This is a genomic window from Nocardia sp. NPDC050710, from assembly GCF_040654375.1.
Taxonomy (GTDB): domain Bacteria; phylum Actinomycetota; class Actinomycetes; order Mycobacteriales; family Mycobacteriaceae; genus Nocardia.
Genome location: NZ_JBFAHV010000022.1, coordinates 15,586 through 38,265 on the forward strand (window position 1 = coordinate 15,586; position 22,680 = coordinate 38,265).

Consider the following 22,680-nt stretch of genomic DNA (forward strand, 5'->3'; position numbering starts at 1 on the left):
CCATGGGTAATTTGAGCGAAATCCTGGTCCGCATACTGCTCTTCGTCCGCTGGGCGGGCCTGATTCTCATCACGATCCTCGCCATCTCGGTGCTGATCACCGAGTCGGCCAAATCCAAACTGTCCCCGGCGAAGATACTCGGGGTCGCCGGATCGGCGATTCTCGCGGCGGTCATGCTCTGGATGTTGCCGACGCTGGTCAACTACGCCCGCACCGATGCCAATCTCATCGTTCCCGATCATCCGATCGGGGGATATCGATGACCCAGGTGATCAAGGTCTTCACGCCGATCAAGCGGGTGCCGACCATGATCGGCAAGGCGCAGAACGGGCAGAAGTTGCCGTTCGGGCCGTACACGCTGCCGCAGGTGGCGGGCGGAGCGGGTGGGCTTCTGGTGGTCTCGTTGTGCGCCATGACATTTCCGGTGAATCCGGCGGTCACCTTCATCGTCGGATTGGCGCTCACCATACTGGTCGTCTTCCTGCTCGGGCTGGTGCCCTACACTGGCGTCCGGATCATCTCCCGGGCGCTGTGGCTGGGCCGGATCATCTTCTTCCGCAAGCCGGTCTCGGCCTCCGGCATGCCGATCACCGCCGACTCCGTGCGCGACACCTATTTCGTCGAGGAGACCACAGTTCTCCTGCTGCCGGACTTCGTACTCGCATCACCGGTACCCGCGGGTGGACAACCGGCACTGCCCGGGGGCTGGATCGAAGCGATCACCGGTGAGGGGCAACGCTGATGGCCTTCGGACGAGATCTCCAGCCCACCGCGGCGATTCGCGGGAATCTGCAATTCACCCATGCGGGTCTGGTCACCGCGACCTACTTCATCAACCCGCTCGGCTACGGATTGCGCAAGGCGACACATAAGTTCGACGTCAAACAGGCTCACCACGCGCTGGTCACCAGCCTGCCGAACGGCTCGCTGCTGCTCGGTATCCAAGCCGAGCTCAACACCCTCGACGTACTCAGCAAGATGGTCGAGGGCGTCGATCTCGACGATTGCGAGGACTACGCCGCCGAGGTGGTGGCCTCCTACGATCGGGTCCAGGCCATCGGGCCACGCACCCGGATCCACCTGCTCTCGATTCCGGTCGGATCCACCAATCCGGGTATGTCCGCGCTGTCGAGAATGTGGCGCGGCGGCAGTACCACGATCGATGCCACCGCCATCGCTCGCGCCGACCTCGACAGCTACGACGCGACGGCGAATGAGATCCTCTCGCGCATCGGCGGCGAATTCGACCCGGTTCCGGTCCCCGCCGCACTCTTCCAATGGTTGTGGGAGCACTATCTGTCGCGCGGTGCGTCGAGCGATCCGGTCGCGCCGACGCGGGCGGGGGCACTCGACGACGCGACGGCGGCCGTCTTCCGTTCCGCGGCCCTGGACGAGGGTGCGCAGGCCGACAGCAACCGCCGCATTCGACCCTCCTTCGTACCCGTGATCAAGATCGTGCAGCCGGACTACGAGTACCTGCCGTCCTACCAGGCGATGCTCACACCGCATTCATTCCCCTATGGGGGCATGACATTTCCGGGCGGCAGCGAGTTCCTGAATGTGCTCGAGAATCTGGGGGATGTCACCGTCGACTGGGGTATGCGGATCTCGACCAAGCCCGCGGATCAGGTGCTCAAGAATAATGAGCTGAACCTGCGTCGCCTGGGCGAGCAGATGGATCAGCGGGACCAGGAGATCTCCTTCGCACAGAACACGCTGACCTCCAAGGCCCAGATGCTCGGTGAGTACAACCAGCACTTCGAGGTCAACGGCGGCGAATCGGAGGTGTCCTTCACCACCGTCATCGCGATCGGCGGCGACTCTCGTGAAGAGACCATGGACGCGGTCAACGCGCTCAAGCGGCGCTACAAGCGTTTTCAAGTGGAGATGACCACTCCGATCGGCGCCCAGATCGATCTGTGGTCGATGATGATTCCGGGTAGCCAGCCGCGGCGCGCGTACGACGACTTCGCGCATATCGTCCCCTCGGATATGTGGGCCGGTTTCGTGCCGTTCACCACCAGCCAGATCGGTGACGACAGCGGACCGGTGATCGGAATCAATTTGCTGTCGGGCAATTTCGAGCCGATCCACTTCGGCATCATGGAGGCGGCGCTACACGATATGTCCGCGTCGTTCGCGGTCACCGGCGAGCTGGGGTCGGGTAAGTCCTACTTCCTCAAGCTCATGGCGGTGCTCGTACACGATATGGGCGGTCAGTTCCTGGCGATCGACCGAAGTCAGGTGGGGGAGTGGGAGTATTTCGCGTCCTCGATCGATGACGCCGTCATCATCGATCTGGCGAATCCGACGGTATCGCTGGATCCGCTGCGCCTGTTCCACCCGCGGATCGCCGGGGAGCGGGCGCTGGATTCGATTCTGCCGCTGCTGGATCTGTCCCCGACCTCGGGAGCCGGTGCTGCCGCCAGCAACCTGCTGACGCCCAAAGGCATTGCCGAGCACGGCATTCGGAGTCTTCTGGATCTGTACCACACGGTGCGGCGACTCTGTGATCAGCCGGGAATCGGGGAGGAGTACGCCGACCTCGCGGCGCGGCTGGGCACCGTGGTCGAACGGGTACCGGTGCTCTTCGATCCGAAACTCAAACCACTGCGGCTCGACGCCGCGGCGACCGTCGTTCGCAGCCACCACCTGGCGCTGCCGACCGCGGAGGAGCTCACCACACCGCACCTGTACAGCAGGTTGCCCTTGACCAAGCGGCTCGGAACCGCGCTGTACGAACTGGTCGGCGTCGCCGCGCGCGAGGCATTCCTCACCGACAACGGCAGATTCGGGCTGCTGGTCGGTGATGAGGCGCACCATTTCACCCAGACCCAGGTGGGCTCGGCGGTGACCTCGGACTTCAGCCGCGACGGCCGTAAGCACCTGGCGGCGATCGGGCTGGCCTCGCACGATCCGGCGACCGACTTCCAGGGCGCGGCACATAATCTCATTCCCAACCGCTTCGTATTCCGCCAGCGTGATGAAACCCTGGCCCGCAACAGTCTGGAATGGCTGGGCGTCGACTTGGAAGAGACGCCGTTTCTCCTGCAGATCCTGCGGGAGGAGACCTCGCCGCCGATCGCCGCCGGACGGCAGGTGCCGGAGGAGCGCCGGGGCGAAATGTTCATGCGTGACGCGCTGAATCGGATCGGTCGCGGCAAGGTGCTCGGGCCGGCCCGGCTCGACCGAGCCATGGCGATCGGGAGCACGCCGGAACGTCAGGGCGGCTCGTGACCACCGCCGGCCGGTCGGCGTCGAGTCTGGAGTTCTGGGATCCGACTCGGTGGCAGCCGCGTGCCGTACGTCGCCGGATTCTACTGTGGGTCAATGCGACTCGGCGTCGACGCTGGAGCACGTGGCTGCTGATCGCAGTCTTCGGTCTGGTGATATTCCCCGCCGTCGTGGGTGTGATCTCCACCGCGCACGCCAGCAGCTCCACCGAAGGATCGGCGGCCGTCAGCGCCCTCAGCTGGACTCAGGTCAAAGACACCTCGGGGGTGGACCTGTCGAGCTATATGTTCGCCACCGATCGCGGCGCCATATGGCGACCACAAGATACGGTGATGTCGCTGGTGATCAGCATGGAGTTCGCGGGCTGGCTGGCCATTGTGACGACCGGGATCTGGTTCATCGGCTACACCTTGAGTTTTCGGTGGATGGATTCGTTCGCGTCGATCCTGCGTGGCGTGGCGGGGGGTTTGACCGAAACACTGGCCACACCGCTGATGCTGGCGACCGCCGCGGCCATCGGCGCGTTCGTGGTGGCCTGGTTCATTGTGCGTGGCTACCATGCCAAAGCCACGCTACAGACCATCACCATGTTGGCGGTAGCGGTGGTAGGGCCGGTATTCCTCGCGGATCCGTTGGCGGATGTGCTGTCCTCGGACGGGTGGCTGGCACAGGGGCGGAATGTAGGTCTGTCGGTGGCGGCCGGGTTGAACGGCGACGCGAATCCGAATCCGGCACAGCTGGTGCCCGTGATGCAGGCACAGATGGCGGACAACTTTGCTCGAAAACCATTGCAGGTATGGAATTTCGGGCACATCGTGGATATGCGCGGGGCCTGCGGTGCGGCGTGGTCGGCGGGCGCACGGACCGGCGAGAACGACCGGCTGAAGTCCGCGATCAAGGGGTGCGGCGATAATGCCGCGTACCAGCAGACCGAACATCCGAGTGTGGGACAGATCAGCTCGGGTCTGCTTATGATACTTTCTGCGCTGGTATTTTTGGTTTTCGCCGCATATTTGGCAACCAAGATCATCTCGCGAGCCTTGCATGCCGTCTATCACGGACTCATGTCGATTTTCGGATTCGCCGCGGGTGGGTTCGTTTACGGGCCGACACAGACCTTTTTGGTCCGGAACCTCGTCGACGCCTTTATTGCGGCTGTTGCTATGGCGCTGTATACGATTGCGCTCGCCTTCTACCTGTTATTCCTGGGCCTGCTGTTCGAGCAGGCCCAGGATCAGGTCATGAGGGTTCTCATCCTCGGCGCTATCGTGCAATTCATTGCGGTGAGCCAGCTGAAGACGCTCGGCGCAAGCCTGGATCGTGGTAACGACTGGATCGCCAACCGGTTCGCGCTGGCAATCCAAGGTGGCGGCGGCGGTGGTACTGGATCGGGATCCGGCGGTGGAACCGCCTTGGGCATGGGCACGATGCGGTCGAACAGCGGCGGGTCGGGCGGTATGGGATTCCTCGCCGGGGTCGGCGCCATCAACGCCCTCAATTTGAACCCGGCGACCGCGTGGCTGGCCGGAGGGGTGCGGGGGCCGCTGAATCCTCTCGCTCGGAAGGAGGCCCGAGCGACGAAACGCAAGTACAAGGCGCAGGGCAAATTCTTCGAGCCCGCGAATGCCCAGAGCATCATGAAATGGGTTCCATTTGTGGGTGAAGCGAAAGCTGCCGCAAAGTCCTGGGGAGGTATCAATTCGATTCGGGGTGCCGGGGCGGCCATGGCTGCTGTGATGAAGCAAGGTGGCGGCATTGACTCCGCGTACGGCGCGTTGCGTGGCGCCAAATTCAGGGATAAGAAGTGGATACCGCATTTGATGTCGGGCTGGCAAAATGCGTGGAACAACGCCGAACGTCAAGGCGTCAGCAACAAGGATCTCGGGTTCGCGCTTTCTTCGATGAAGCAGGCGCATCTATCCGCATCACGTCTGGTGAGCGGCAGGGGTTCCGCAGAAGAAGTCGCGGCCCATATGACGGTGATGCAGGAGGCGGCGCTCGAATTTTCCCAAAATTCCCCCCATGGGATCCGCCTCGGATCGCCGCAGGCGCGGCAGTACTTGAGGGACTATATGAACGGTCCCGATCATCTGAAAGCGGAGAAGATGGAGGCGCTGAGTCAATGGATGAAAGGTGATACGACGACCGCGATTCCCCATGCGCATGCGGATCTGACGGGCCTCACTACCGAAGACGCGAGGCAGATTCAGGGCGCGATCGGAGCCGCACACGCCCGTCGGGTCAACGAGTCGGTCGCCAATGTGCTCCAGAACCCACACGACGAGCGACTGTGGCAGACAGCCCAGAAGGAATTGGCCGATGCTGCGTACAGCGATATGCGCGCAGACGGTAAGGTCCCGACCCCGTGGTCCTCGGGTGTTCCACCGGTAAGCGGCCGGCGCAGTGGATGGAGCCAAGCGCTGTCCCCGGTGGGACGGCATCTGGAACTGAGGCCGGGCGATACCCGCGCCGGGATTCCGTAGGCATTGTCGATGCTCGCCAAAATTATCTTTCTCACGACGGTGCCGATCTGGATATGGGCGCTGGTGGCCATTGGCGCACTGTGCGGCGGGTTGGGCATCGTGGTCGCTGTGGTCGGCGGCGGAGCGGTATCGACCGGCTACGCGGACCTGTACAACCAGTGCGACAGTGCGGTCGGGCCCGATCCGGCGATCACCGCGACTTCGACTCCCGGAATGCGCGCAACCCCCGAGGCGCGACCGTCTTTCGTGCCGCCTACGGCCAATCCCTATGCGCAAATGACTATCGCGGCCGATGATACGGATGCCTCTCCTTGGCAGCGCGCCTGTGCGGCCGCGATGCCCTCGGCGTTCTATCAGGGCCCGGCGCTAGGGGATATCAACGGGGGATTCGCCGTCGACTGTGCCCGGGCACTGGCCATGGCGGAGGTCTTTCCGTCGACGGTCTCGACCTCCGCGGCGCTGACGCAATACGTGATCTACCAGGCCTCCCGAGCCGCTCTGACCGGCCGTTGTGAAGTATCGGATTCGACCGCCGGTGCGGCCCCGACCGCGTGGGCGCTGCCCGCAGGGGAGCAACCGGCTCCCGGCGGGTGTGGGCAGCCGCCGACGTCGACAACCGGCTCCAGCCCCGTTGTCGTCGTGCTTCCGGACATCATTGCGGGGCAAGGGGTTTGCGGCCACCGGGTAGAGCCTGCCGCGGTGTCGGCGGGAGATCTGATCTTCTGGGATTACCGGGATAGTGCACCGACCCAGGTTGGTCTCGCGATCGACTCGTCGTACCTGGTGACCTGCGACGCGGTCTCCGGACGGATTGTGCGGCAGCTGATTCCGGCCGACAGCGACGTTCGGGTGAAACGAGTGCTGGGGAGTGGGTCATGACCGGGGCGCAGGTGTGGGGGACGGGTGAGGCTGTCGGGGAGGCTGATCCGGGTGAGACCGACGCGGGTGCGGGTGAGGGTGATTCGGGGTCGGGGACGCCGTGGTCGCGGCCGGCTGGGTCGCGGTCCGGTGCGCGTGCGGGTGTGCCGGGTGGTCTGCCGTCCGGTGCCGGTGCCGGTGCGTCGTCGGCCGGTGCAGGTTCGGGGTTGGGTTCTGGTGGGCCTGGTTCCGCATCGGTGGGTTCGGCCGGCGCCGGTAGTGCGCCGGTGGTGGGTTCGGCGCAGGCGGCACCGGGCGCTGCGGCTGGGCCCGGTGCAGGGGCAGTGCCGCCGACAGGGGCTGTGCCCGGAGCGGGTTCGAGTGGTGCGGGTGCCGTAGCGCCCCGCACCGATAGTGTGCCTACCCATCCCGAACTCGCACCGGCGAGACCCGCTGGGCCGTTGATCGATCCGGAGATGATCGCGGATGCGGCTCCCCTGGCGATGGGCGCCGGGATGATGGCGATGAGCGTGCTGCCGATGATCGCCTCGGCGCTGGCCGGGCTGGGCTCCGGTGGTGGTGAGTCGAGCGCTCCACCGCAAACCGGCACCGATACCGGTGCCCCCGAGGGCGGGTGGTCGCCGGAAACCATGCGTGCGTTGCAAACCTTACAGAAACTGGCCGAGGTCTACGGTGACGGCGAACCGACCGCCCCGGCCACGCCGGGTCGCCCCAGCAAACCCGGCAGCCCCGGCACTCCCGGTACCCCGGGAACTCCGGGCACCGATCCGGGTTCGGGTGAATCGGCCAATATGATCCGGGCGAAGCAGTTGTTCCAGCGCAACGCCCGCACCGCGTTCTACAACCTCGACAACCAGCTCGCCCAATACATGGTCGGCCTCGCCGGTAGTAACAAGGTCGACCGGAACGCGGTCAAGGCGCTGCTGGGTGAGGTCAATCGCGCTCTGGTCGAACTGGGCCCGCTCGCCTACACCAAGGCAGGCCAGCAAAAGATCCGTCAGATCCTCACGACCGCACTGCAAAAGGCGCACACCATCGTCTCCGCGGGACAGACCAACTCCACCGACACCGCGAACGCCATCGGCCATCTCACCAACCAATACGTCTACAACCTGCTCGGCAAGCAATACAACGTGAACCTCGGTGGCGCCGCCGGTAGTGGCGCGGGAATGACACCGGCCGCGCAGCAGGCGATTGCGACGGCGGTGGCGCAGACCGGCAAACCCTACGTGTGGGGTGCGGAGGGGCCCAACGGCTTCGACTGCTCGGGACTCATGATGTACGCCGCGGCGTCCGCCGGAGTCCGCATCCCACGGACCGCGGAGGAACAGTACCGCCAGCTGCCCCAGGTCCATCCGTCGAATATTCGGCCGGGCGATCTGATCTTCCCCGCCGATTCATTCGGTTCCGGCGGCCCCGGACACGTCATCATGTACATGGGAGACGGCAGGTGTATCGCGGCCTCGCGCACCGGGGTGCCGATCGGTGAGGTCCCGCTGCCACGCGACTACCGAGCGACTCGCTGGACTCGGTAGATGGAATCCGTGCCTGTGCCGTGGGGGCTCTCTCGGCAGGAGAAGCTCTGGCCCGCATCGGGATTGGATCTGACGCAGCTGCGTGGGAGGGGCTGGGAGCCACCGCCTTTCACCGAATTCGTCCTCGAGATCCACGGTCGCTGCGGCGACTATTGCTCCACCTGCGCGGTGGCCGACCGGGGTTGGTGCGAGCGGCCCGAGACGATGAGTCGCACAGTATTCGCGGACGCCTGCCGCATGATCGGTGAGCATGCCCGCCGCTGCGAGCTGCCCGCGGTGGATCTGTTGTTCCACGGCGGTGAACCGCTGATGGTCGGGCACGAGAATCTGGCCGAGTACGCTCGGCTGGCCAGGGAGTTGCTCGAGCCGATTACCAAGGTGCGGATCGGCATGCGGACCAATGGTGTGCTGCTCGACGAGGAGTTCGTGCGCATCTGTGATCGCTGGGGGATCCGGATCGCTGTCGGCCTCGACGGCGACCGGATCGGCAACGATCGCCATCGCCGAGAGGGGCGAAGTACGGCGAGCTATGCGCGCGTTGTCGCGGGACTGGCTCAGCTGGTGACCGATGAGCGACGCCACCTGTTTTCGGGATTGCTGTGCACGATCGACATTGCGAACGATCCGGTCGATACCTACGAGTCGCTTCTGGTATTCGATCCGCCGGTGGTCGACTTCCGACTTCCGCACGGCGACTGGACAACACCCCCGCCGAACCCGAACCCCGGCTCCGGCGACACCCCCTATGGAAACTGGCTGATCGAGATCTTCGATCGCTGGTATCCGGCATCCGTCTTGGAGCCGAGGGTGCGACTGTTCGATGACATCATCGAGCTCTTGCTCGGTGGCCGGGTCGTGTCCGAATCCGTGGGGCTACAGCCTATTCGGCGGGTTGTGATCGACACCGACGGCACTCTGGGAAAGGTCGATGATCCGCGATCGGCCTCGGCGGTCGCCGCCGTCTCGCGGGCCGTCGGTGCGGCAAACCCACTCGACAGGGCGCTGTGGGAACCGTCCATGGTGGCTCGTCGGATCGGGGTCGAGGCTCTAAGCGACACCTGCCGCCGCTGCCCGATCCATACGATATGCGGCGGTGGACAGTACGCGCACCGATATCGCGCGGACAATGGCTTCCGCAACCCCTCGGTGTACTGCGCCGATCTGACGGCGCTGATCATGCACATCGGATTCCGCCTGCGCGCGGACCACGACACCGCGCTGGGTGAGTGAACGCTTCCCGTGTCCGGGAAGTAACTATCCGTGAATGGCATTGTGCCGCACTAGAATTCATCCCACCAGTTGGTCACGTATCGGGCAAGAGGAGTAAGGGATGGAATCCGTGCCGGTGGCCTCGGAGCTTTCGCGTCGTGAAGAGTGGCCGCCGGAACGTGGATCGGAGATGGCCACCTCGCATCGCGGTGGGGGAATCGCCATGCGCGCGACTGCCACCGAAATAGACGAGGTCATCGTCGATTTGAGTTCGGGGTACGGCAGCGTGGCCGCGCTGGAGAAGTTGGCGGACAGCCTGCTGATCACGCGAATGTTTCGGGTGCGGACCCTCGTGGTCAAGGCGTCGAAATTGCCCGAGTTGATCGATGGCGCCCGATTGCACCTTGCCTATGGGGCCCTCGCCGACTTGCAGCGATCGCATCCGGCCGAGGTCGCGGCACTGCTGACGTACCCGCATACCGGCCCGTGGCTCGCCGACGTGCTGGAGCGGATTGATGCGTCCGAGGACGATTCGGCGACGCCGCTGTGGGCGGATTGCGGATATCTGGGCTGGCTTGCCGCGGCGGCGAGCGTCACCTGCCGCCCCGAGGGGTCGATGACATTGGTGGTGCGCGGTGGTGTGGCGATGCTGCCGGGCATCGGCATGGCCCGACTCGGCCCCACCGGCGACTACGGCCACTGTGAACTGCACTGGACAGCCGACGGCGCCTTACGGTTTGCCCGAGGCGGCACCACCCTGGTCGTCCCGTCCCCGGACGAGGAGACCGACCCCTCGTGGCTGCCGTTGCGCCGGATGCGTGGTGCCGACGGTGAAAAGGATGTGTTGCTGGACGATCTCGACCCGTTCCGGGCTACGCGCGCGGACCAGCCGACCCCGCCCCGTCTGGCGGCCGGACACGTCGCGCTGTGGCAGGACGATTTCGTGTCGGCCTGGGATCTGCTGGATCGAGATTTCGCACGGTACCTGACCCCGATGCGCGGCTGCCTGCGGATGGTGGCACCACTGGGCCCCCGCCCGAGAACCGCGAGCCACACCTCGTTCCATGGCGTCGGGTGCGTGTACACCAGCGTCCCGGCCGATCCCTGCCAGCTGGCGCTCACGCTGATCCGGGAGATCCAGCACACCAAGTTCACGCTGCTGAACGATCAAGTCCGGCTGTTCGACCCGGATACCGGTGCGCGCTTCTATGTGCCGTGGCACGACGATCCCAGACCGATCCTCGATCTGGTACGGGGGATCTACGCATTCTTCGGCGTCACGGACTTCTGGCGAGTCCACCGCGACGCCGATTGTCACCGATCCATGCGGTCACATGTCGACTTCGCGTTGTGGCGGATGCGGGTGGAGGGTGCGATAGCGCGGGCATTGAGCTCCGGATTGCTCACGACCGCGGGGGAACACCTGATGAAGACGCTTCGGGATGCGATGCGACCGTGGAGCGCCGAGGAGGTGTCCGCCGAGGCCAGGCGCGCCGCTACCGAGGTGTCCACCGCGCACCGGACCTTCTGGCGGGTCCGCAATCTGACGCTGGGCAGCTCCGATATCGCGGACTTGGTCGCGGGCTGGCGCGCACAGGATCCTCCTCCTGCGGTCCTGCCACCCGCGATCCCGGTGGATCAGCGGTCGATCCCGAATCATCATCGTCACCTGTACCTTTCGGAGTCATTGACGCAGCGGGGCATCGGCGAGGAAGCGGCGGTGTTCACCCTGGACCAGCCGTGCGGTGACCGGGCTTATCTGGCGGGCGATGTACTGTGCGCACTCGCGCGGTACGCGGAGGAAATGCGCTCGGACCCGCTCAGACCGCAACTGTGGGCGGGCCTGGCGGTCACGCTGCCGACCCTGGATCCGGAGACGGACTACCGCATGCTGAGCGAACACCCCGAAGTAATGGCCGGGCTATATGCGGCGCTGCGTGCGGAAAGTGAAGAGGTCGGCATTCTCGAACTCCTCCGCTGGTTGTCGAGCGGCACACTGGCAGATAGGGAGCTCTCAGGACTGCCTGATAGGTAACAGCCCTCCGAATGTCGAGTCCTCCTGTCAGGGCCGCGAGGCCTCAGGGCCGAATCGCTTCAGTATCCGACGTAGGATCCGCCCCCGCGCATTTGGCGGATGCCCGGTACGTCGCTGACCGACCCGTAGCGGTCGATGGCGTAGCGGACTCCGGCGATGATGTTGTCGACCGGATTCCAGATGTCTCGGTGGCCCGGCAGGGAGTAGGAATTGAAGGTCGGGTCGATCGTTTGCATCAGGCCCTTGGACGGAATTCCGGCCGCGGCATTGCTATCCCACAGGTTGATCGCATGCGGGTTGCCGCTCGACTCGTGCTGGATGATCGCGGCGATATCGGCGGGATCGATGCGGCTGGTGTCATAGCCGTTCTGCCGCAGCACCTGTAGGGCTTCATCGATCCACTGGGCCTGCTGGCCCGAGGGGCGGGTGCGTGGCGGACCGCTGCCGATTCGCCGGGGATCCGGAACGACCGTGCGCCGCCGCCGGGACCGGCGTGGGCGCGAATCCCGGAGGTATCGACCGGCCAATGCCTCCACCCGGTCCGCGGTGAGTGCGGCGGCGGCTTTGCCCTGCGCCAATATCGTTGTGGCGCGCTGTAATGCGGTGCTCAGGGTGGTAATCAACAGTTGATGTCCGGCGGCGGTGTCCTCGATGGTGCCCAGTGCGGTCAGAGCCGTATTGACGTCGGCGATAATGGCGGCGATGGCGGCGCGCCCGCGAACGGTGTCGTCGACCGCGCTGTCGAGGATGCGGCCCAGTTCGGCATTGAGCGAGCCCACGGTGTCGATACGGCGAGAAACATTCTGGTTATGGTCGGTGTACCGCGAACCCAGCTCGCCCTCATGGAGCCGCGGACCGGAGGGACCGCCGTGGGCGACGGTCGGCGGCGCGTACGGCTGGCCGGTGTCGGCTGTGGGAACGCCATCGCCGTAATGGGCGGCGATCGATGCGAGGGAACCGAGGGCGGCCGCGGTGAACGGTGTGGTCGCACCCGACCATGCGACGGTGTCCGGTCGTGGCATAGCCGCCGAAGGGGTTGTCGCGGACGAAGAGTCGAGGATCGGGGCCGGTTGAGCACCTCGGGCCGCTATCGGAGCCGAAGACGCCGCCGCGGGTGTGGACGGCATCGATGTGGTTGTGCCGGTGGCCGATAGCGGTGGCATACGCACCGGTGGGCGTCTCTCGGCGGCCCGTTTGTCTTGGCCGGGTGCGATTTCGACGGAGTTCGTGGCGGTTCGCTCGTCCTCGCGGACCTCGGTTTCAGACCTGTCGGGAATGGGTGACATCAGTACGGCACAGACGATCTGCCGCTGCGCACCGCCCGCACGCCGGACACTCCGGTGTGTTCGACCAGTCCGGTGCGGAGGCTCATTCCGGTGCTTCCTCCTGTATCGATCACCGCGTTCAGTTGAGACACAGACACCCTGGCGGCCGGTGGAACTCGTGGAGGCCGCTGGTCAATGATCCTGCCGGACCGCACCGGCGGAGGCTTCCCGCGGTTGGGAATCGCCGACAATCGGTGAATCGAGGAGGAGAGCTGATGGGATTCTGGGACAAGGCATGGCGTGTCGGCCTCATGGGTTTGTCCGTCGGCGCGGCGTTCACCCCCTGGGGGATGGTCGGGGGCGCTGTCGCGGGCGCCGTGACCGGCTTTATCGCGGGTGGCGTCAATCAGAACGGGAATGGCTGGGACTGGAGTAATGCCTTCGCGTCCGCAGGTCTCGGCGCGGCGACAGGAGCAATCCCGGGTGGAGCCGCTGCAGGCCTGCTCATGCGTGGCGGCGCGTCGGCGGCGAGAACCATGAGGGCGGGCCGGACAGTCGCGGCCTTGAGCTCCGGATCGGTCCCGGTGTGGTTTTCCGCTGATCCAGGTAAGCAACCACCGCCGAAACCCCCGAGACCCCTGGGCTTGCCGATCATCGAGCTCGGAGATGGAATAACCAATCCCAATGGTCTGGTACCCAGCCCGATAATCGGGAATGCGAACCGCAGACCCGGCGTCACCGTCTGAAGCGCGACACCATGGAAATGGTTTCGATGTGGATGCCCGACCCCAAAAGGCTTCCCGCCGAGTATCAGGTCGGTCAGTCGGTCCTCGACAAATACGTGGAACTGCCTGTCAAGTTCCGCGGGTACTTCGAGCGGTTCGGCAAGGACGCAGACGCTAAGGCCGATCCGCCTACGCCACCGGATGTACCCCAGGTTGTGGGTGAGGAGTTGGCGAAGATCCCGACTTACGCGACGAAGGCGCAGGGGATGCGGAACGCCTATCGTGCCCTCGTCAATTCGACCACTCAGCTGGCGCCACTCACCCGCGAGTCGGTCGCCAAAGCCGAGGAGGGCAAGGGGGCAATCAATTACGTCATCGAGCAGATGAATGCCGAGGCGCCGAAGTATCCGCCGGACGGTACGACCAAAACCGAACAGGTGCTGACCTACATGACGGCGGCCGTTGACAGCGGAGCGAAAGCCATGACCACGGCGATTTCGGGACAGGAAAAGGTCGGTGGGGAGGTCAGCAAAACGACCGAGGAGCTGAAGGCCGAGCTGGCGAAGGCGCGGAAGGAGATCGAGGAGCTGAAGGAGCGGCTGAAGACGCCCGGCCCTCCGGGTAGCCCCCCTGGTGGCAACAACTTGAACCCACCACCCGGGCCGGATCTCGGCGGTAACAACAAATTTCCTCCCCTGGGCACGAATGAGCTCCCGGGCCTCGACGATCTCTTTCCGAAGGATCCGAAGACTCCGACGCCCACCCCCGACCCGAAGCTACCCGGCGATCCATCGGATCCGACCACGCCGCCGAAGGACCCCATCACGCCGCCGGACAATATCGGGCAACCGCCGTCCTCCCCCAATACTCCTTCGCCGCAGCCGGTTTCCCCGATCAACTCCGGCTTGGGTGGCATGAGCGGCATGGGTGGCATGGGTGGCATGAGCCCGTGGGACATGATGAATATGCGGAATATCATGGACCCGGACATGAATCGCCGCCGCAACGAACTCGACCCGGACCGCGGAGAACGCGAACCCGTTGTCGCCGCACCTGCTCCCATTACGCCCGCGGCGGCGCAAGGCAATCAGCCCGCGCCTGTGGCCGCCGCGCAACCGGCGGCGGTCACCGCTCCGCCGGCTCCGCCCGGACAGCCCCAGACGCAGCCGGTCGCAGGCCCGCCGCAGCGCACACCCGACGCGGACGGAAGCGTGCTGTACACCTTCCCGGACAACCGCACCCAGCGGGTATCGCAGATCGTGGCACAGGCGTTGGACGCCGCGTTCTTCGATGGTGCCGACGCGAAGACCGCCTACGAGAAGACCTCAGCGCACTGGGCCGACAATAGCCACATCGGCGAGCCTGTCGATCCGAACAAACTGATCACCGGTGATGTCGCCACGTGGGAGAAGGATCGCACCGCGATAGCGGTCGTCTTCGGATCCGGTGAAACCGGCACGGTCGAGGTCGTTGTCAAGGCAGATAAGAAGCCGTCGGCGAATAACGAGGAGAAGACCGAGAAGAAGGAAGAGACCGTCCTCAACGGTGTGCTGAAGCCGTTCGCCAACGAAATGAGCGACAGCACAGGATCTTTCGGAGCATTCGCCGGATTCAAGCACCCCGCGGGCATCGAGCTCGCCCAGGCCAAGGATGCCACCGCGGACCCGACCGCCCCGACCGATCAGTCGGCGCCGGTGCTCGCCGCGCCCGCCTGAGTCGTGTGTTGAGAGGAGGTGGCGATGGCACTCGATGTCGACCTGGATGAACTGATCAGGGAGGCGGCGAGACTGGTCGTATTGGCCCAGCAAACCGGTGCGGCGATACCTCGTGGGTGGGTGCCGCCCGCGGGCGCCGACCCCATTTCCGCATCGACGGTGCCGCGGCTCAACGCCCAGACGGCGTCGGTGTTCAACCAGGCGATCGACGTGTTGAACGACATCGCCCGTACCGCACACCATGTCGGTGCCTCCGCCGTCGACTACAGCACGGCCGACGATCACGCCGGCCGCGTGATCGGCGGCGCGGGCCGTGAGATTCTGTCGAATCCGGCCGCGTCCGTCGAGCAGTTCGCCCCGCGAATGCCGCCGGTGATCTCGGGTGCGCCCGGCGGATCGATCGATCCACTCACCTTCGCGAAGCAGTTGCGCGCCGGGCCGGGTCCGAGCGCGCCCACCGGATTCGCCGACGGGATACGCAGATTCATGGGCGAGTCGTACGCCGACGTCCTCGATGGCGTCGATCGGTCGGTGCTGGCGATGCAGAATTGGCGACCGGTCGGAGCCTCGGCGGCCGCCGAACTCACCCGGCATCGAGGCACACTGAATGACGTCGCCGACGACCTGCGGGCACTGACGGACCGCATCGATACCTACAGCAACGCGTTTCGGACGGCGAAGGCCAAGCATCCCAGTCCGGAGGAGATTCAGGCCGCCCGCAAGGAGCTGCTGGCGGCAATGCGTTCCAAGAACGAGGCGCGGATCCAGGCGGCGCTGGCCAGATTCGAAGAGCAGAACGCCCGATCAGCGGAGACGGTGACCAGCTACGAGGTGGAAGTCGATGCCAAGGAACGTGGCATAGACCCGAAGGATCCAGGGAAGGAACCGCCCAAGGAAACGCCGGGTGGGGGCGGATCCAATGACTCCGGTGCCAATGACGCCGCCATGTCGGCCATGATGCCCGCCCTCATGAACGCGATGCAGATGGCCAATTCGGCGCTGAACCAGCCGAATTCCGAATTCGATGAGTGGTCCGACGAGGAATACCTCGAGGACGAATTCGGCTATCCGGGCATCCCATCGCCGGGCGGCGGCGGTTCCGGTTCCTACGGTGGTGGAGGCGGCGGTGGGGCGGGTGGCTCCCTGAGCTCCTATCCGGTGGCCCAGCTGCCGATGGTTTCCGCGCCGAACGGCCCCACAGCGGCCGCGCTGCCCCGCGCAGCGGTGATCGAGCCGCTGGCGGCATCCGGTGCGGGCGCGGCCGGTGCACGTGGCGCCGCGGGCATGCCGATGATGCCGTATATGCCGATGGCGCCCGGCGCGGGCGGTGCGGGCGGCGGCACTGGCGACCGCAACCGCGTTGTCGCGTGGCATCCCGACCGCCTGATGTATGTCGACGACACGCCCCATACCGAGGGAGTGATCGGCGAGCGGCCGACCATCGCGCCGACCGTGACACCGCCGACACCGACTCCCGCCCAACAGAATTCGAGTCAATCCGGAGGTAGCGCATGAGTCGAATCCACCCCAATGTGCAGGCGGCCCTCGACGCCGCCCGCGACCTGCGGCACCGGATCGCCGATCTGCGCGAGAAGATCGACGGCATCCAGGCGCGCAGGCCCTCGCCGAGCGGCGCTGTCATTCCGGAGGTCGACGCGATGGGACGGCTCACCGGTCTCTACCTGGCGCCGGGCACCGCCGCCAGGATGTCCAGCCCGGAGCTCGTCCATGAGATCGTGACCGCCATCCGCGAGAGCGCCGCGGACGCCGCCAGGCAATACCAGGTGTTGATGGACGATGTCACACCCTGGGAGAACGAACCGGCATCCGCCGACGCGGCGGCGGGGCAGTCGTGACGGAGCCCGCCGGTGTCACCATCGCCGACACCGTGCGGTGGCTGCACGACGAGGGACTGATCCGGTTGGCCGGTGTCGCGGAGCGGATGCCCGCTCCCGTCGCCGCGTACACGATCGATATCGCCACTGGCACCGTCACCGCACACCCGGCGGCCGCCACGGCCGCCGAGACGACCTCGCTGGCCGCCGATGACCTGCCCTATCCGGTGGGTACGCCCAAACGGTTGGTGGTCGTCGGCGTCACCGCGTCGGAGTCGATGCTGGTGATCGATCTCGCGGCCACTCTCACCGTCGCGATCAATGCCGACCGGCCCGAGGTGGCCGCCAGGGCCTGGATGCTGCAACTGCTGTTGAATCCGGAGATCACGCTCACGACCAATAGCGCCGATCTGGCCATCGGCGACAGCCCACGGTGCAGGCACGGTTTCATCCCCGGCGGTGGCGCGACCATTGTCAGCGTCGACGATGGGCAGCCCCCGGTCACCACCGTCACCCTCAATTCCACCACCGACGGGCCCGATCACCTCGATGTCGCCGACGATGGCACGGGGGAGATGTACCTCGGGACCAAGTTCTGGCAGCTGAGTCAGGTGATGACCGTGGGTGACGCGGCGTGGTCGGTACTCGCCGCGCAGCTCGGCGGTGAACCTCCTGCCGCTTTGAATCAGATCTCCACCGGAACCGGTGGACAACTTTCGGAGAGCACGCCATGACAAATCCGCAGCCGATCGATTTCTACGACGCCGACCCGGATGAGCCCGAGGCCGAACCGGATTGGAAGAACCGGATCTACGAGGTCTTCAACGCCGATCGCACCGTCGGTGTCGCATGCAACCGCGACGGGGAGGTCATCGGCTTACATCTCGACGACGAGGCGCGCGAGAACGGCGACAGCTGGCTGGCCTCCGAGATCGTGAAGCTTGCCCGGCTGGCGCATCTGAAATCCCGGGTCGGGCTGCGAGAGGAGATGGAATACAACGGTTCCCGCCCCTACGTCGTCGATTCCTTCGATCTACCCACCGAGAACTCGTATCGCTCCATGGAGCGGGCCGAACTCGGCACGACGTCATGACCGCGGATCGGCTCCCGGACACGGGCTTCGACAGGGTGGATATGGATCCCGCGGCGGAGGTCATCGCGGTCGCCGATCGGCACAGCGGAGCCATCACCACGATCATCGACCAAGTGTCCGCCGTGGTCGGGGAGTTGACGCCGAGCTGCCGCCCGGAATCGGATCTCGACCGTGCGCTCAACGGATGGTGCGGGTGGATCGTCGACGAGTTCGGCGCGGTGTTGTCGCCCAGCCGTGAACTGTCCGAAGTGACGCGCGCGCATGCCGCGGTCGCCGCCAACGCACTCGACACCACGGATATCGCGGGAGGCGCATCCGTGCGTGGAGCCCGGCCGATCTGATTTCGGATGGAGTCGGAGCGGGACAGCCCGCACTGGAAGGCGATCGTCGGTGACAACTGGCCTGCGATCGGCCCGGCGGACTGGAGCGCGCTGGAGACATTGGCCCGCGCGGGTGCTGCCGTCCTGGACCCCGACAGTGTCGAACGGCAGCGTCGTGAGTTCGACGAGAGGGTCCGCGCCAGCAAGGGTTTGGATCCGGTCAAGGATTCGATGCGGTCCCAGCGCGGCACATCGCAGGGCTTGGCGGATGCTCTGGTCGCCTCCGCCGACACCTTCCGTGACTTCTCCGATCTGGTGTACCGGACCCGCAATCGGATCCTCGATGTGGTCGATCGGGCCACGCGGCAGATCCGCGACGCGCCCGACCCTGATACCTCGGGCGATGGGACGGTCGACGAGGCCGAAGCTACTGCCGCACGTGCCCGCACGACGAACATCATCGCCGCGGCCAGGGCCGAGGTCGCCGACGTAGCGGCCGAGGCGCTGCGCGGGATCAGTCCATCGGGCCTGCCGAGCCTGGCCGCGATCGCGGAGGCGCTGGGACGGCCCGGTCCCTGGGGACCGGGGAGCCGCGGTGGTCCCCCGGTGCCGAGAAAGCGAACGCAGACCCCGGGCGGCAAGCACACCGATCGGCCGACGGACCGCGGCGCCGACCACAAGTCACCCCCGTCGGCGCGGCCGAATCCCGCTCCGGTGCCGCCACCATCGATCGATCGACCGGTCTCGGACCGAGTGCCTCCGGACGAGGATCCGGATGTGGTCGTTATCGACCCGGACATGCCGCACCCACCCGCGGACGGTGGGCGACCACGCGCCGACCAACCGATTGTGGACGGCGGCCCGACGCAGCCCCGCCCACAGACGCCGTTCCCGGCCCACCCGAGCGGCACGACCCCGATCTACGCGCCGAACCCAGGTTCCGGCGGCCCCGGCACCGTATACACGCCCTCGATACACCCGAGCGGCGCACCGGACGCCGAATCCGGCGCGCCACCGGCCGGTGGCGCGACGACCCGATCCGGTTCGGGCGCAACGGGTTCGGATCCGATTCGGGATGCCACCGAGCGCGCACCGGCGGCGGATGCGCCACTCGGCGCACGGCGGTCGGATCCGAACCAGCTGGCGGCGTCCGCTGAACGGGGGACCAGTTCCGTCGGTGCCTTCGATCCGGCTCCCGACGAGATCGGCGGAGCACAGACGCCACTGGCGCCAGCGATGCCGCCGCCGATCATGCCGCCCGCGCCACCAGTCGCCGCGCCACCGACTGTGACCGCGGCCCCATCGGTCACCGCGGCCGCGACGGGATCATCGGCCGGTGGCACCACGTCGGCTTCGTCCGCTGCGGGCGCGTCACCGCAAGCGCGGTCCGCGCCGGTGGCGGCGGAGTCGAAAGCCGCTGTCGCAGGCCAGGTGTCGGCGAATCCCGGATCGGTGTCCGCACCCGGCAATGCCACCTCGCCCGCGGCCAAGGACCCATCGCGCGGCCGCAGTGGCGGGCACGAGGACGGTGGCGCGGACACCGTGGGCAGTGACGCGCTGGTCCATGGCGTGGTCGGTGCCGCCATGGCCGCTGCGGCGGCCCCGGCATTCGTGATGGGAGAACGGGTAGACGGTGATCTGGTACTCGCCCGGACGCTGTTGAGCGGGGCGCTGGCCGTGGCGGATTCGTCGACGGTGGGGTTGGCACTGGCCGTCTCGATCATGCGGCACGCGGGCGGCGTCAACGCGTTCGTGACCTCGAACGAGGGCCGCGGGTGGCTACCCGCGGGCTTGTACCTGCCGCGCGAAGTCTCCACGCCGTGGGTGTGGCAGGTATCCAATGGCACCGCCTGGGAGGGCATTTCGGACCCGGCTCGGGTGCTGGTCGAATTCGGGGCCGCGTGGGGAGCGCAGTCCGGAGCCCGGCTGGCCGCGGTCGTCTCCGCACTGCCGATCGACGCGGGAATGCGCGCACAGCTGCGGGACGTGCCGATGCAGGGCGAAGTAGCCGCGGCATCGGATATGCCATTGGGTTCGCCGGCGCCGGGTCTGGCCGACCGACTGGAAATGGTTGCCGCACCGCGGCTGCTCGATCGGATCGCACGGGTGGCCGGGGCCGATATCGGTGCACGGCGTGTGGATTTGGCGAGGGACGCCGATGCGCGGGTGCGACGGCTGGGATCGGCCGCACCGTCATCGCTCGAGCTGCCCGCCCTGCGCCAGCGCATTCTGCAGGCGGTCGTGCGGGGGCGAGAGGTGCGCGAGCAGTGGTGGGAGGATTTGCGCGACGCTGATGATCTGCTGGTCGCCTCGATGCTCTCACTGCGGGCCGATGTCGCGCGGATTCCGCTGGGACAGTTGCGTTCCGAGCAGCCATCGGATCAGTCCGCCTCCGCCGCGACCCTGCGAGGGATGGTTTTCGAGCGGCGCTGCGACGAACTCGTGCTGCTGTTGGAGCAACCGCCGACGAGGCAGAGCCTGCGCGATGCGGTATACGCGCACGGCCAGATCACCGATCATCCGCTCTTCGCTCAGACACCACCCGGCGCATCCGGTGCCGCCGCGGCGCCCCGTTCGTCCATCTCGGCGGGTCCGCCACGGTGAGCCGCGGGCGGATTCAGCGCCATCGAGATCAGCAGGTCGTGCAGTTGAGCGGCCAACGCCCCGGCGCGCTTTCCGTATAGCTCGAACTCGGTGAAACCGTCGGCCAAGGCTTGGCCGAGATCGAGCAGTCCGGGATCGAACCGGTCGCGCCGGGACCAGAGCCGCCTCTCGCGGGAGCGCAGCCGCTCGGTGACCAGGGCGCGCTGGGCCGCGGGGTGTGCACGCCCATCGCTCACGAGATCGAGGGCCCGGCCGAATTCGCGAACGACCGCCGCGTACATCGGCTTTCGGTCACGGACGCGCCAACCTCGGTGCACACCGTCGGTGTCGGCGGCAACCCGGATCGTGGCGTCGCGATCGAGAACGATCCAGAGCGCGGCGGATTCGCCCGCTTCGGCGGTGTCGGGCCGAGCGATGCGCGAGGGTGTGCCGCCTGCACTGAGGTCGGCGATCTCGAATCCGCGCAAGGCGATCGGATACTTGGTCATCAGATCGTCGAGGGCGGTAGCGATCTCGTGCAGCGAGTCCGCATCGAGACCCGACGATTCGAATCCGATGATCTCCAAGTGATGTGTGTCGGCGAGTTTCTTCAGGAGTCGGTTGGTTTCGTCGGCGTCGATCGGTTCGTGCGACTGCCTTATACGCCGTGCGGTGTGTCGCGGTCGCGGAGTGGGTTCGGTCGCGGGCAGGTGGGTAGGTAGGCCCGGCGCGGTATCCGGTCGCGGGCTCGTCTCGGTAGGACGCGCGACAGCGGGTTGGTGGGCCGGTGGGTGGGTTGCCGGTTGCGCGGTGGCGGGTCGCTGGATCGGCAGCAGGGGCGGGACGAGTTCGGCGAGGCGTGCGGTCGGGTCCTGCCGGGGGCGTCGGGTGCTGCGGTCCGCCTGTGGCACGGCCGGTTCCGGTCGCGGAGTGGGGGAGGTCGCGGGCAGGTGGGTTGGATGCGACGGTGCGGCGTTCGATTGGGTGGGGCTCGCGGCGGGGGCCTGGTCGGTCGGTGGGTGGGTTGCCGGTTGCGTGGTGGCAGGTTGTGGGATGGGCAGTAGGGGCGGGACGAGTTCGGCGAGGCGTGCGGTGGGGTCCTGCCTGCGGCGTCGGGTGCTGCGGTCTGCCTGTGGCACGGCCGGTTCCGGCTCGGTGGCGGGCAGAAGGGTTGGTTGCGCGGGCGTGGTCGAGTGGGGGTTCGGCTGGGTCGGGCCCACGGTCGCCGAGTGGTTCGGTGGGTGCGCTGCGGGTGGCGCGGTCTTGGGTTCCGCGGTCGGCAGCAGGGGCGGGATGGACTGGAGGAGTTCAGCGGCGCGCGCGGTGGGGTCCTGCCGGGGGCGCAGGGTGCTCTGGTCTGCTTCCCGCGCGGCCTGCCGGGGTTGTGCGGTGGATGGGGTGGCCGGTGGCGGCGGGGCCGTCGGTGCTGGTTGCCGGGTGTGCGGTATCCGTGGCGGGGTCGGTTGGTGGAGTGGGCTTGTCGACGGTTGAGTCGGTGGGAGTTGTTGCAGGAGCGGGGTGACTTGTCGCCGGATTCGCAGACGACGCCGCGGGCGTGGGTTTCCCGGCTGCGGGATCGGCCGGGGTGGCGGGGTAGGTGCGGCGGCAGGTTCGGGTTGCGGTGTGTGCGGGATGGCCCGAGGCGGGATCGGTTGGGGCTGCGTCGTGGTCCGAGTTCCAGGCGACTGAGGATGCCGTCGGCGCGGGGGCGAATGCCTTTCGGCGTCGGCGAGTTTCGACCAAGGCGTGCGAGGTGCGGGCGGCGACCA

At 66.6% G+C, this 22,680-nt stretch carries 17 protein-coding genes; 15 read left to right on the forward strand and 2 right to left on the reverse strand.

Features of this window, described 5'->3' with window-relative positions:
* Positions 1 to 2: 2 nt before the first annotated feature.
* The 8 genes from AB0H61_RS29610 (at position 3) to AB0H61_RS29645 (ending at position 11,375) form a co-directional block, all read left to right on the forward strand.
* Positions 3 to 263 carry a hypothetical protein gene (locus tag AB0H61_RS29610; RefSeq protein ID WP_357310826.1) on the forward strand — a complete coding sequence of 87 codons (261 nt, stop codon included), beginning with the start codon at positions 3 to 5 and terminating at the stop codon, positions 261 to 263.
* The gene (locus AB0H61_RS29615; RefSeq protein WP_357310828.1) at positions 260 to 742 is read left to right on the forward strand and encodes a hypothetical protein; all 483 of its coding nucleotides are present in this window, start codon (positions 260 to 262) and stop codon (positions 740 to 742) included. The genes AB0H61_RS29610 and AB0H61_RS29615 overlap by 4 nt, the downstream gene beginning before the upstream one ends.
* Positions 742 to 3,237 carry an ATP-binding protein gene (locus AB0H61_RS29620; RefSeq protein ID WP_357310830.1) on the forward strand — a complete coding sequence of 832 codons (2,496 nt, stop codon included), beginning with the start codon at positions 742 to 744 and terminating at the stop codon, positions 3,235 to 3,237. Before AB0H61_RS29615 ends, AB0H61_RS29620 begins: the two co-directional genes overlap by 1 nt.
* Positions 3,234 to 5,717 (forward strand): hypothetical protein, encoded by a 2,484-nt coding sequence (locus AB0H61_RS29625; RefSeq protein ID WP_357310832.1) that lies wholly within the window; start codon positions 3,234 to 3,236, stop codon positions 5,715 to 5,717. The genes AB0H61_RS29620 and AB0H61_RS29625 overlap by 4 nt, the downstream gene beginning before the upstream one ends.
* A 9-nt stretch (positions 5,718 to 5,726) precedes the next feature.
* Positions 5,727 to 6,596 (forward strand): hypothetical protein, encoded by an 870-nt coding sequence (locus AB0H61_RS29630; protein WP_357310834.1) that lies wholly within the window; start codon positions 5,727 to 5,729, stop codon positions 6,594 to 6,596.
* Positions 6,597 to 7,036: 440 nt separating this feature from the next.
* Positions 7,037 to 8,131, forward strand: a complete 1,095-nt coding sequence (locus tag AB0H61_RS29635; protein WP_357310836.1) for a DUF4226 domain-containing protein — start codon at positions 7,037 to 7,039, stop codon at positions 8,129 to 8,131.
* On the forward strand, positions 8,132 to 9,361 hold the full coding sequence (locus AB0H61_RS29640) for an FxsB family cyclophane-forming radical SAM/SPASM peptide maturase (RefSeq protein WP_357310838.1): 1,230 nt from the start codon (positions 8,132 to 8,134) through the stop codon (positions 9,359 to 9,361). It begins immediately after the preceding gene.
* Positions 9,362 to 9,461: 100 nt separating this feature from the next.
* On the forward strand, positions 9,462 to 11,375 hold the full coding sequence (locus AB0H61_RS29645) for an HEXXH motif domain-containing protein (protein WP_357310840.1): 1,914 nt from the start codon (positions 9,462 to 9,464) through the stop codon (positions 11,373 to 11,375).
* 59 nt (positions 11,376 to 11,434) lie between these two features.
* Here AB0H61_RS29645 and AB0H61_RS29650 read toward each other — a convergent pair whose 3' ends face one another.
* A complete protein-coding gene (locus AB0H61_RS29650; RefSeq protein ID WP_357310842.1) occupies positions 11,435 to 12,397 on the reverse strand; it encodes a transglycosylase SLT domain-containing protein in 963 nt (320 codons plus the stop codon).
* Between the two features lie 1,021 nt (positions 12,398 to 13,418).
* On the opposite strand from AB0H61_RS29650, the gene AB0H61_RS29655 reads away from it, so the two are divergent.
* The 7 genes from AB0H61_RS29655 to AB0H61_RS29685 are packed head-to-tail and all read left to right on the forward strand — an operon-like array spanning position 13,419 to position 20,932.
* A complete protein-coding gene (locus AB0H61_RS29655; RefSeq protein ID WP_357310844.1) occupies positions 13,419 to 15,080 on the forward strand; it encodes a hypothetical protein in 1,662 nt (553 codons plus the stop codon).
* Between the two features lie 24 nt (positions 15,081 to 15,104).
* Positions 15,105 to 16,595, forward strand: coding sequence for a PPE domain-containing protein (locus AB0H61_RS29660; protein ID WP_357310846.1), 1,491 nt, complete (start codon positions 15,105 to 15,107; stop codon positions 16,593 to 16,595).
* A complete protein-coding gene (locus AB0H61_RS29665) occupies positions 16,592 to 16,936 on the forward strand; it encodes a hypothetical protein (protein ID WP_357310848.1) in 345 nt (114 codons plus the stop codon). Before AB0H61_RS29660 ends, AB0H61_RS29665 begins: the two co-directional genes overlap by 4 nt.
* Positions 16,933 to 17,649, forward strand: coding sequence for a hypothetical protein (locus tag AB0H61_RS29670; protein ID WP_357310850.1), 717 nt, complete (start codon positions 16,933 to 16,935; stop codon positions 17,647 to 17,649). Before AB0H61_RS29665 ends, AB0H61_RS29670 begins: the two co-directional genes overlap by 4 nt.
* A complete protein-coding gene (locus AB0H61_RS29675) occupies positions 17,646 to 18,008 on the forward strand; it encodes a hypothetical protein (RefSeq protein WP_357310851.1) in 363 nt (120 codons plus the stop codon). The genes AB0H61_RS29670 and AB0H61_RS29675 overlap by 4 nt, the downstream gene beginning before the upstream one ends.
* Positions 18,005 to 18,349 (forward strand): hypothetical protein, encoded by a 345-nt coding sequence (locus AB0H61_RS29680; RefSeq protein ID WP_357310853.1) that lies wholly within the window; start codon positions 18,005 to 18,007, stop codon positions 18,347 to 18,349. Before AB0H61_RS29675 ends, AB0H61_RS29680 begins: the two co-directional genes overlap by 4 nt.
* 6 nt (positions 18,350 to 18,355) lie before the next feature.
* On the forward strand, positions 18,356 to 20,932 hold the full coding sequence (locus tag AB0H61_RS29685; protein ID WP_357310856.1) for a hypothetical protein: 2,577 nt from the start codon (positions 18,356 to 18,358) through the stop codon (positions 20,930 to 20,932).
* Here the strand turns inward: AB0H61_RS29685 and AB0H61_RS29690 are convergent.
* Entirely contained in the window at positions 20,860 to 22,050 is a 1,191-nt protein-coding gene (locus AB0H61_RS29690; RefSeq protein WP_357310858.1) for a hypothetical protein, read from the reverse strand. The genes AB0H61_RS29685 and AB0H61_RS29690 overlap by 73 nt on opposite strands.
* Positions 22,051 to 22,680: the final 630 nt, after the last annotated feature.